Annotated in this window: 10 protein-coding genes; 2 read left to right on the forward strand and 8 right to left on the reverse strand. The window is 33.7% G+C overall.

Annotated elements, in window-relative coordinates; all coding sequences use genetic code 11:
- Positions 1-14: 14 nt before the first annotated feature.
- The 3 genes from PB01_RS02215 to PB01_RS02225 all read right to left on the reverse strand — a co-directional run bounded on the left by PB01_RS02215 (position 15) and on the right by PB01_RS02225 (position 3,165).
- The gene (locus PB01_RS02215) at positions 15-980 is read right to left on the reverse strand and encodes a sensor histidine kinase (protein ID WP_225986142.1); all 966 of its coding nucleotides are present in this window, start codon (positions 978-980) and stop codon (positions 15-17) included.
- 376 nt (positions 981-1,356) lie between these two features.
- Positions 1,357-2,349, reverse strand: a complete 993-nt coding sequence (locus PB01_RS02220) for a sensor histidine kinase (protein ID WP_192797440.1) — start codon at positions 2,347-2,349, stop codon at positions 1,357-1,359.
- Positions 2,350-2,730: 381 nt separating this feature from the next.
- Positions 2,731-3,165 carry a hypothetical protein gene (locus PB01_RS02225; RefSeq protein WP_151698664.1) on the reverse strand — a complete coding sequence of 145 codons (435 nt, stop codon included), beginning with the start codon at positions 3,163-3,165 and terminating at the stop codon, positions 2,731-2,733.
- Between the two features lie 1,685 nt (positions 3,166-4,850).
- Here PB01_RS02225 and PB01_RS02230 point away from each other — a divergent pair.
- Positions 4,851-5,372: a sigma-70 family RNA polymerase sigma factor gene (locus tag PB01_RS02230; protein ID WP_151698665.1), complete on the forward strand. Its 522-nt coding sequence runs from the start codon at positions 4,851-4,853 to the stop codon at positions 5,370-5,372.
- The gene (locus PB01_RS02235; RefSeq protein ID WP_151698666.1) at positions 5,365-6,738 is read left to right on the forward strand and encodes a DUF4179 domain-containing protein; all 1,374 of its coding nucleotides are present in this window, start codon (positions 5,365-5,367) and stop codon (positions 6,736-6,738) included. Before PB01_RS02230 ends, PB01_RS02235 begins: the two co-directional genes overlap by 8 nt.
- A 63-nt stretch (positions 6,739-6,801) precedes the next feature.
- Here PB01_RS02235 and PB01_RS02240 read toward each other — a convergent pair whose 3' ends face one another.
- From PB01_RS02240 to PB01_RS02260, 5 genes are all read right to left on the reverse strand, one after another.
- Positions 6,802-8,172, reverse strand: coding sequence for a DL-endopeptidase inhibitor IseA family protein (locus PB01_RS02240; protein WP_151698667.1), 1,371 nt, complete (start codon positions 8,170-8,172; stop codon positions 6,802-6,804).
- Positions 8,173-8,356: 184 nt separating this feature from the next.
- A complete protein-coding gene (locus PB01_RS02245; protein WP_151698668.1) occupies positions 8,357-9,451 on the reverse strand; it encodes a hypothetical protein in 1,095 nt (364 codons plus the stop codon).
- 168 nt (positions 9,452-9,619) lie between these two features.
- Positions 9,620-9,925, reverse strand: coding sequence for a nucleotide pyrophosphohydrolase (locus PB01_RS02250; protein WP_151698669.1), 306 nt, complete (start codon positions 9,923-9,925; stop codon positions 9,620-9,622).
- A gap of 10 nt (positions 9,926-9,935) precedes the next feature.
- Positions 9,936-10,781, reverse strand: coding sequence for a class I SAM-dependent methyltransferase (locus PB01_RS02255; RefSeq protein ID WP_151698670.1), 846 nt, complete (start codon positions 10,779-10,781; stop codon positions 9,936-9,938).
- Positions 10,782-10,856: 75 nt separating this feature from the next.
- On the reverse strand, positions 10,857-11,753 hold the full coding sequence (locus tag PB01_RS02260) for a DMT family transporter (protein ID WP_151698671.1): 897 nt from the start codon (positions 11,751-11,753) through the stop codon (positions 10,857-10,859).
- Positions 11,754-11,796: the final 43 nt, after the last annotated feature.

Consider the following 11,796-nt stretch of genomic DNA (forward strand, 5'->3'; position numbering starts at 1 on the left):
GTTTGTTAAATCTATCAAATCATAACAAAAGATTTCTCTGTTTCTTCAATTATCTCTTTTTTATCTAAAGTTGTAGGTAAGGAAATAAAGGTAAATTTAAATGTCGTACCCACTCCCACTTCACTTTCCACGTGAATAGTTCCATTCATGGCGCGTACGATGCTATACACAACCATCATACCGAGGCCAGTCCCTCTTGTTCCCTTAGTCGAGTAATATGGCTCTCCTAAATGTTCCAATTGTTCAGATGTCATTCCTGCTCCAGTATCTGAGAAAAGAATGCTCACATTTGTTGGATTAGATTCCAATTCAACCGTTAATACTCCGCCGCTAGGCATTGCTTCTATTGCATTTTTCATGATATTCACTAAGCATTGATGGAACTTTTGTCGATCACCTTTAATAATAATATCATTCAAAAAGATCGTAACTATTTGTACAGAATTCCGATTGGCTGTTGGTTGCAACAACTGAATAGCTTGCTGTAGCTCTTCATGAACGAAAAGGGTTTCAGATAATCGGATTTCTGGTTGAGAAAAAGTTAAATAATCTTGAATCACTCTTTCAGCAGATTTTAGCTCTTTTTTTATAATCGAAAGGTATTGAACACGATTTTCTTTTGAGATATTCTCCATTTGCAAAAGCTGAACAAATCCGATAGCAGCTGTTAAAGGGTTGCGGATCTCATGAGAAATAGCAGCACCCATTTGTTCAACGGCTTCCAATCTTTTGGTGTGTAAGAGTTGATGACGTAACTGAATCGATTTGTATATTTCTTCAATAAAGTATGCAATCATACCAACCGCTAATGGCTGGATAAATAGAAAAGCGAAATACAAATCATACAAATGGTATGGTAGATGTATAAGTTCCAAAATCGTTTGGGCTAAACTGAATAGAAAAGTGAGCACTACTGAAAATAGGATGCGGTAATTTGATGATTGCTTCAAAAAAAGTGGAGAAAATTTCCATAATGACAATGAGATTACCCCGTAAAGTATTGCAGTCACCCAAAACCCACTGTCAAAGCCATAAAATCCTCGAATACATATGGTGAGAATGCCCAATAAAGGGCCTAACCCCATATATAGACCGCTTATCATGAGAGGAATATTCTTTAAATCGAATAAGAAGCCTTCATGTATTGGATAGCTAAACGCAAAACAAATGAGGAAACTAAGAACAAAATACAGTGTGGCAACTATTTTAATTGATCCCATATTATTTAATCTGTCAGTCCATAACATACTAAAAAACAATAATACTATTAGTAAGGATAGGTTGAAAAATAAATGCATAGTTAATTCCAATGGATTACCTCTCTTCAGCAAGAGTATACGTAGAGAACAGATCTCTCTATCTTTTTAGATGAGCTTTTATTGGTTTAAAATAAAATTGAATGACAGTCTCTTTTCCAATTTTATTTTTAATGTCAATGGTTCCTTTCATTGCCCTCACAATATTGAAAGCAACTGACATCGTATGAGAAGTCATTTTTAGTTGTTCTTCATTCCTCTTTTCTCCGGCAATTTGTATGGAAATCATAATATTAGTCCCGGTATCTACTGTTTCTATTAATAAACTACCACCGTTGGGCATACATTCAATATTATATTTTATTATATTAATAAAGCATTGATGAAATTTTGAACGGTCACCTTCAATTAATTTTGTTGAAAGTAAATTAGTGGACACTTTAACTGAATAATAGTTAGCCAAAGGTTGCAATAAACTAATGACTAGAGTTAGTTCTTTCTGAACATTTAATGCTTCTACAGACGAAATAATTGGTTTAGAGTAGGTTAAATAGTCCTGTATAATTCTTTCGGCAGTATCCAATTCACTCTTTAAAATGGACAAATATTGGTTAATTTTTTCTTGATTAAGAGAATCTTTGTCAAGAAGTTCTACAAATCCAATAGAAGTGGTTAAAGGGTTCCGAATCTCATGAGAAATAGCAGCCCCCATTTGCTCAACTGCTTCCTTTTTTTCAGCTTTGATAAGCAACTGTTGTAGAAGAATATTATTTTCTATCATTTCGATTATATAAGAAATCATGGCAATTCCTAGCGGAGGAACAATTAAAAAGGCAAAAAACAAATCTAGCATTTGATGAAAAGGTGCTAAAAATAGTGCTATGACTAAGATACCTCCACCTACAAATAAAGAAATACCTGTAGAGAATAGTATCCGGTTTTTAGAAGTGAGCCTAAGAAACCAAGGGTTAATACACCAAAAGATAAGACTAAAGATTGAATAGATTACAAGTGCCAAATAGAACCCGAAGTCAATCCCATGGAACCCCCTCAAGACGATGAGTATAATAGCAAGAATAGGGCTTAATCTCATATAGAGACTCCCAATCAAAAAAGGAACAATTCTTAAATCTAACACTAATTCATTATTAAGGTGGTAGGGAAATAAGAAACAGAGTAATAAAGAAGCTACAAAATAAAATAGACTTGTACGTTGCTCTAAACGGATACTACCAAATCTCTTAGATAACGAAAAACAAAGAAAAAATAATATGATCAATAAGGAAAGATTGAACAGAAAATGCATGGTTATTAATTCCAAGTTTATACCTCTTTTACTAATTGTTATAAATTAATAGTACCTATATAAAGTGAAATATACAATGCTAGTTAAATAATTATTTAGAATATTCTTCTAAGTATATTAATAAAAAAACACCTCAACCTATTTGAAATAGGTTGAGGTGTTTTTTTGCTAATCCATTTTATTGAAAAAAGTAATCAGCTGTTTTGGGGTAGGGGATTGAATTTTATACATCAATTCTCTGTCTCCACTGTTTTCTATTCTTGGAATGATGGATTCAATCACATTGAATTTCCAGAAAGAAGGTTTGCTTTTAGTACTTTTTTCTGTTTCAGAAGTCATCATTTTTCGTTGGAAAGAGTGAAGTTTTGCCATTAGAAACTTATCTTTTACACGAATAAGTAAGTAGCCTTCATCTTTTTCGTGATTATATTTTTTCATAAGAGATTCACCGAGTTCAAAAGTGTTGGATTTATTTTGAACGGATGGTGAAATAACAAAAATATTCCCTTTACGAAATACAGAAGTATTTGATACTTGACGGAGACCTAAATCATTTATTAGAAAATCCAGGTTCACTTGCGATGCTGCACTAGCGACGGACATATGAATACCTCCTTTACATTTACACGGACTCATACTATAAGTATACCCTAACTTGTATATAATATCTTCAATTTTGGGAATATTTTCTTTATAAATAAGGCGGAAAATCGTTTTTATTGCATAATAATATAGCTAAGGTAACAGAGCGAACGCATAAGAACGCTATCCAACAACCAAAAATTAAATAACTTCTTTAATTATGCCATGTATAACTTATTCAAGTATATGCTGTATTATGCATCAGGAAGGCGAATTGTTTTAGTAAGCTTATTCATTCATATTTAATTATTGTTGGTTTATTACTAACAATTGTTATGATTGGGCTACAACTGTTATACAAGAAGATTTGAAAAATGTCATTTCTAAAATAACCATAGCATTTAAATGTTTGTCCAGTCAAAGTGAATAGCTTACTAAAGCTTCGCTTGGCTCTATGGAAATAATTTTGAACAGTAAAGGACATTTAGCAAGGATTTCGGAAGGCTAAACTTATAGAAGTAAGCTAATTTAAAAAAATGTATAATTTTTTTAAAAAACCAGGTTCCGAACAAATGGAATCTGATTTTAGAGGTCTGTTGATTATCCAGAAATGACCAATAACTTTCCGCTTAACTTTGTAATAAAGTATCAGATATAAAGAAGTGAATCTTATTTATGCAGTATTTATAAATAACTAGTATTGCCATTATTAAAGTGGGCAAAGAAAGCATTGTTTATAAAGTGCGTCTTAGTTATCGCTAGGATTTTCGCTACAGGGCGGACGCTTTCCGCCGGGTGAGCGATGAGCCATCGCCGACGCTACGCGTTCGCCTGCGATTGCTCATTTGTCTCACTCATCCGGCTGGAGTCGCCGCCCCTCCGCTACAATCAACGTAGCTTGTTTACTATTCTGGGTGTGCCGTCGTGTAAAAGCTCATAAAGGGACTACGTTACCTTAGGATAGGTGCTTTCTATTATAAGAAGATGCCATTTGCTACTAATCGAAAGATAGGGGCCTTGAATCGCAAGATCTAACACCGAAATTGCAAAGTAAGGTATCCTAATCGAAAGATCCCACGCCTTAATCGCAAATTAAAACCCTTGAATCGCAAGATAACTACCGTTATGTGCAATTTATGTAGTGTACACTTTATAAGTGTCATCTCATGCCAAGTAAAAGCTATTTTAAGAGACAGTGGTCACATTCAAAGCGTGTTTTTAACTTATTCACTTATCGGTTTTTATTTTAAAGAATAATACTACATTATGTGGATTTAGCGTGGCGGTAAATCGCATTTGCGACGAGCTTGAGATAGCGTTAGCCGAAGACCCCACAGCGAAGCGAGGAGGCTGAGGCAACTCCCGCGGAAAGCGAATACCAGAGCGCTAAATCCCAGTGGTTACTATTTAGATTACATGTTGCGCACTATATAAATACTGTGCGTAATAAAAAACATCGAATTCCCCGAAATTGTACCCTTCATCCATACCGAACTGAAAACAAACAAATTATTATAAGTTTTTATTGCCTTTCTCACACGTATTTTATGTAAGAAAGTGGATAATAAACAAAGATGCTGATTTTAATCATTTCACACGGCAATGCTGAGCAGAATCATAGTAAGAATAGATGTATTTTATTTTCTGAAAACTTTTCTTTAAGTTGTATGTCTAATAGATAGGGACAATTGAAATGAGGTGAAATCTTGAGCGAAAAGAAACTGGTGCTAAAAGCAATAAAAGGCGATGAAGATGCATTTTTAGAATTAATTCATTCCTATGAAGAAGCATTATATAGAACAGCTATCTCTTATTTGAAAAATGAAGGGGATGCACTAGAGGCTGTCCAGGAAGTAACATATAGGGCATATCGAAGTATAAAAACAGTGAAGGAGCCAGCTTATTTTAAAACATGGCTCATCCGAATAATGATGAACTATTGCCAAGATGTTATAAAGAAAAGTAAGAGGGAAATGTTGGAGGAAAGAATAATTGGCATGCAAGGAGTAAGTGAAGATTTCACTTTTTTAGAGGTGGAGGAAGCTCTACTAAACCTTTCAGAGTACGAAAGAGAGCTATTACACTTGAAATATTTTGAAGATGTCAAAATAAAGGACATCGCCGTTATGTGGAATACACCGGAAGGAACAATCAAAACGAGGCTACATAAGGCATTACGTGCATTTAGGAACCAATTTGAAGAGAAAGGGGAGGTTAAACGTGTTTGAGGAGGAAGAAAAGAAATTGGAGCAGAGGAAAAAAACGATCGATAAAGTAGAAGTGCCAATGGACAAGCTACATTTTGCAGTAAGAAATGGTTTTGAGAAAGCGAAAAAGGAACGAATATTAAAAAGAAAAAAGATAATAAAACGGAGTACATGGTCATTTGTTGTTGCTGCAATTCTTCTCATCTCATTTATCACATCCATCAATGTTTCTCCTGCTTTCGCTAATAAAGTTGCATCAATACCTGGGCTGGATCGGATAGTTGCACTCATACAACAAGATAAAGGGTTAGTAGCAGCGATTGAAAATGACTTTTATCAACCAATAAATAAGTCACAAGAAAAAAATGGCATTACAGTGACACTTGATGGAGTAATAGCTGATAAAAAGGGAATGATTATTTTTTACTCCGTAAAGACGGAAGAAGTGGATGTAAATTCACTTGGATTAAAATATCTTGCATTATGGTCGAAAAACTACGGCGAGGGAGAGCGTTGGGAATTCATTAAATCAGCCCCTCCGCTGACACCAAATCAAGACTCTCATTTTAATAGCGGGACTATGCATATTGAAAAGGTTACACATAAAAAAGATCTCTCTTGGAAGATAGGATTACAGATTGGTGAAAAAATAGAAAATTTTAAAATTCCATTTACTTATAAAACGATGGATGTTGAGAGTAAGGATATTATTGTAAACAAAGAAGTTACGGTTTATGGTCAACATTTTAAAGTAATGGATTTAATCGTCGACCCAATACGTACAGTTGTTAGGATAGAAGAAGATCCAAGTAACACTAAGAAACTTCTTGCTTGTCCATTTGATGAATTAGAACTTGTAGACGAACTTGGTAGAAAATGGTCTACTCTCCCTTGTAATGCATATAAGCCCTTAGAGAAAGGTAATGTATGGGAAGTACCTCTAAAAGAAAGTTTTTACTTTTATGATCCTAAAAAGTTAACATTAACCTTTGGGAAAATTGCGGCCATGGAGAAAGATGAAGCACATATTTTGATCGACACCAATGCTAAGGTGTTTTTGGAGCAACCTTCGAAATCGATATTCTCTAACTTGCAAGTGGTGGATAATAGAGGCAGTTTTATAGTGCAAGTAGAAAAAGATTACGATATGAATATGGTTTACTTTAATAAATTTAAAGATGCGAATGAAAAAGAATTTTATTTATACTATGGAGGACGTATACCCCTTGTTTCTAACTATGTAAAAGGCTCAATGATTAACATTTCTGAAGTTGAAAAGAAAATAGAATTTGATTTACCAATCAAGTCATTTACAAACCCATTACGATTTGATCTCGATTTTTACCCATCCTGGATTGAAGAGGATGTACTGGTGGAAATTAAATAAAAAACAACGAGTTTCTTGAACAATCTTTCATTGTTCAAGAAACTCGTATTTCAAGAAGTTGATTTAATACATATTCAAAATACCAACCTGATCTATCTTAAATTCCATATATCCGGTTGGTTGAACAGTGAAATACATTTTATTTTCACCATTCATAAGAGGTCCATAATAATTATTTTCTACCTCCACATTAAAAGATGCGATATATTCCACTTGTGAACCACTTCTTCCGATTTCCGTTAACTTAATAAACTCTACTTTTTTAATGCCTTTTTTAAATTCACCTACATTAAAAGTAGAATAAGGAAGAAACTGATTTTGAGCAATTTTTGTGTCAACAAGTAAGTAATTAAATAAGTTTGAAATAGGATTTACATTACCAGGAATATCTAATTCCCAATATGGCTCTTTGCTAACTCGCCATCCAGCTTTTTCAACATATTGATATTCGACAATATACATTTGCTTTTGTTTCATCTCTCCGAAAGGAACAGTTACTCGATAAAATGTTGTATTTTTATCGGTCTTAATGAATTCGGCAGTGGCTTTTGTCCACTCCTCTAAAGAACCAATGTCCGCTTCAATCTGTGCAAGTTTTCCTTTGTATTCAATAATTCCTCGGTCTTTGATAAACTGCTCAGCAGCAGATGGGGTCATCGATTGTGTTAAGTAGTTTACTAATTTGTTTTTGGTATCAATTTTACTTGATAAGTATCGATACGTATTTCCATTGAAAAAGAAAGTTTTATATTCGCCAGGTCCATACTCACCACCGGCTTGAACATAGCTTGAAACTACTTTAAATTTTGCGGCCAATTCAACAGCTATTTTTGAGGTAATTGCTGTACTTTTTTCTTGCTTAGGCTCTTTACTAATTTTCCATCCTACCTTGTTAACATATTGGTACTCAACGATGAAATCTTGTTTTACACTAGTATTCCATACTGGAACGGATAATCTGTAATAGACAATGTTCTTTTCAGTTTTCACATACTGTGCAGTAGCTTTTTCCCACTGCAATAAAGAGCCACCATCTGCTTCAATTTGAGCTAATTTTCCATTATACTCAATAATTCCTCGACTTTTTATATACTGCTCCGCTTCCGGAGGTACTAAAACCGTTTCTAAGTAGCTTTTTAACTTTTTTTTCGTATCGATTGAGCTAGATAAGTAGCGATAGATTTTCTTATTATAAGAAAATGTTTTATATTCATCTTTTTTATAATCACCGCCACGCTGTACATAATTGGATACCTTATTAAATTCCACTGTCAGATTAATAGCTTGTTTTGCTGTTAATTCATTCTGTTGTTGTGCATTTTGTGCAACTTTGGATTGTTCTTTAGCTAAAACGACTGCATTTTGCGAAAACGGAATGCCTAACAAGATAATCGTTAATCCTGTAATCAAAAGCCTTTTACTATTTCCAAACATTTAATAATCCCTCCTGTAAATTGTTGTAATTTCCAACATTTAATTAGGCCACGCTAATCACTTGTCGTTACATCAAAATAAATACTTTTTTCTACCTCTTATAAATAGTATGCATAGTCGGAGATTATTCATAAAAAAACTGCAGCTACTCGTATTTCTACGAGTAGCTGCAGTTAGTAATATATTATTCAACATCTTCCGAATCAGAATGATCTAACACATCCACGTATTTCCAGTTGCCAGTGTCATCTTTTTCTAAAAGGTAAGTAGTAGTATAATTTAGTGTTTCCTTTTCGTCAATGATTGCCTTTTGATTTTGAGTAACTAATGCAGAACCATCTAAAATATAATGAACTTCTAAACCTAGAGTTTCATATTTTACATCAAAGTCTTTAAAGGTTGACCCTATTACTTCTTTAAGAGTGTCATAACCAGGATAATCTGCGCTATAAAGACCTAACATAGCGTCAAGATTTTCAGCATTTGCATATTCATCCGCTTTTTTAAAGAACTCCGTAATTTCTTTCTCTTGTGCTAGAAAGTTTGAATCTTTTCTAATGCTTTCTTGGTAAGCATTGTACAAATCATCTATTATCGATTCATCATTAATTTCATCTAGTAAATCGAAGAATTCTGAAACATTTGCTTCTACAGTTTTTTGGTCCGCTTTTTTAGTAATTAAATCGTCCAATTTATCTAAATGCATTTTAGCAGTAATTACATATTTTGATGATTGAAGTGCTTTTTCACCAGGTGTTTTGTATTTAGTTAATATTGCATCTCGTGTTGATTTTCCGTAAACACGGTATAGTAAGATTGCTTGTTTACGAATCTCACTAGATAATTCATGATAACTTTTTTCCGTTATATCAGAAGTTGGGTTTGCTGCATATAAAGTATTGAATTGGTTTGCTTTATCCACGATTTTTTTACCGGAAGTAATTGCATCAATATATCCCATTGCGCGAGTATAGTGAATACCAACATTATCTTCTAGACGTTTTTCTAACTTTACTTTATCTTTTACACTTACTTTAGCTATTTCTTCCTTTGCTTTTAAGTAAGAATCTTTTGTTGCGTTAAAAATTTTCATATCAGGGTTTTTAATTTCTTTTGTAAGTTCATAAGAAATTTGCCACTTTAAAGCACCTGCATTTTGTTCTGCTATTTTAACAAGAGATTCTGCTTGTGAAACAGAAGCTGCTTCTGCGGTAGATGGAGTAAATATATTTGCTCCAACTAGTCCTGTTGCCAATAAGATAGATAATAGTTTTTTCATGCATATTCCCCTAAATTTCGATAGTCTTACAGTAATTGTATTTAGTAAGCCTCAATAAGAATATTGTATTTTTAGGGTTAATACTAGTGAAAAAAGGTGGTCCATAGACCATATATTGGTACATTAGTTGTTAAAATTACGCGTACCTACTATAAAACATAACTTTGTTTACTTTATTATGGAAGGGAGAGGGTATTTTAAAGCATTTTTCACCATTTTTTGTTTAGCTGCTTCTATTAAATCAATATTTAGCGTATTTGCAAGTTGCAGAAGGTAAATAAATACATCTGCCGCTTCATCTATAATTGCTTGTTTATCCTTTTCAATTGCTTCCTCGGCTGAAATCCATTGAAAGTGCTCTAGTAGTTCACTTGCTTCTAAAGAAATCGAAATAGCAAGACTACGAGCATCGTGATTTCCTCCCCACCCTCGATCATCACGGAATTTAAGTATTTTCTCTGTTAGTTCTTTCATTTATTTTTCCTCACTTCGCTAAAAAAGTATAGGTAGACATCGATTTGACATTGTCTTGGTTTCTAGCTGCTTCTAATAAATAAATTTCCGATTGAATCAATGCTTGAAATTTATGAGGTAAATGATTAGTTGACTGAAGCTCTTCCTTGTAACTAGCCAATGTGTTTTGGATTTCCCATTTCGCATCTTGAAGATGAGAAGAGTCAATGGTTTTTTCAGCTACTATTTGCCATCCAGCACTTCCTACAATGTTTTGAATGTCTTTTGGTGTGAAGAGTGTTCGAACATTGGATAAGCTATTTTCTTTAAAACATTCATACTGTGCTTGAATGAGTACGGATAAGAAATGGGGAAGTTGTTCATTTGTCTGAACTCTTGTGTCCCATTCAGCAAAGCATAATATATTTCCCCATTTTTTTATTTTCTTCAATATGTCATGGAGTTCTTTTGGTGATTTCAAGTACCAAGAACAATGGGACATCACAATATAATCAAAGGATTTATCTGGGAAATCCATTTCTGCTGAGAGTACATCTGTTTCAAAATCTACTTTTATACGACTTCCTATTGAAGAATTTTTCAAAAAATCGATAGAGTCACCTACTGTTACAGGGCTACCGTAATCAGGCGATGCAATATCAATTCCGTGTACAACACCTTCATCCCCGATAATGTATGCCAAAACTGCTGTTGTATCTCCTTGGCCGCAGCCAATTTCCAACACCTTGCTTCCAGATTTAATATCCCAAAATTCTACTAACTTCAATCGATGCTCTGTTTGCACACTTTGAATACTAGGATCATATTCATTTGGTGGCATGCACTTAACAATCTCTGCAATCTTACGAGTACTCATTCCATCACCCCTTATAAAAGCATTTTACACTGTGTTTAGGAAATTTTACATAAGTTGATTAGAAATTTAAATAATTTATTCGAAAATAGAAAGTGAATGACTCGATTTTGTCCGGAGTGAAATAGAAACGCCGATAACAATAACAAAAGCACCGACCAATTGTAATGGTTGAATACTAATTCCTAACAGCGCAAGTCCGAAAATCATTGCAACAAACGGTTCAAGGTTTAACAAAAGTGCAGCTTTTGAAGCGCCGATTTTTTGAATAGAGTTATTCCATAAGTACGTGCATAATCCATGCATAATAATCGCAGTTATGATAAGTAATAGCCAATAGGAAAGTGGAACAGACAACACAAGATAGGTTTTATTCCAAGGGACGAAAGGAAGTAGACCAATTAGTCCAAAGATATTGCTGAATAAGGTAATGGTAGAAGGACGTATCGATTTAGATAAATGTTGAACAAATACTAAGAAAACTGAAAAGGATAACATCGTTAAACTGATTAATATTTCTCCTTTCCCAAAGTTCGGTATAAGGAACGATCCTTTTGTAATAACTAGCCAAACCCCAAGTAAAGCGATAAAGGAACCAATCCAAAACGGAAAAGTTTTTCTCTCCTTAAAATAATAAGAGGAGAGTAATGCTGTAACAATTGGAGATAAAGCGAGGATTAATGCTGCAGTTACAGGCTCAGTATATTGAAGGCTAGCGTAAAAGCTCCATTGGTTCAACGAAACACCTATTAAACCGGCTACTGCTAGCCATATATAATTATGTAAAGTTATTTCCTTGAAGTTAATATTTCTATAGGTCATGAAAAATAAGAAAATAAGGATAAATATTAGACGAAAAAATGCGATTATACTTGGGTCGAATACATCAACTAAAATGGATCCAAAGACAAAGTTGCTTCCCCAAGCAATTACACAACATAAAAGAATTAAATAAGTAAACCACTGTTTATTCATAGAGCGTTTTGTCCTTTCCTTACATTTAAATAAAAGCTGAAAA

This window comes from Psychrobacillus glaciei (assembly GCF_008973485.1).
Lineage (GTDB): Bacteria > Bacillota > Bacilli > Bacillales_A > Planococcaceae > Psychrobacillus > Psychrobacillus glaciei.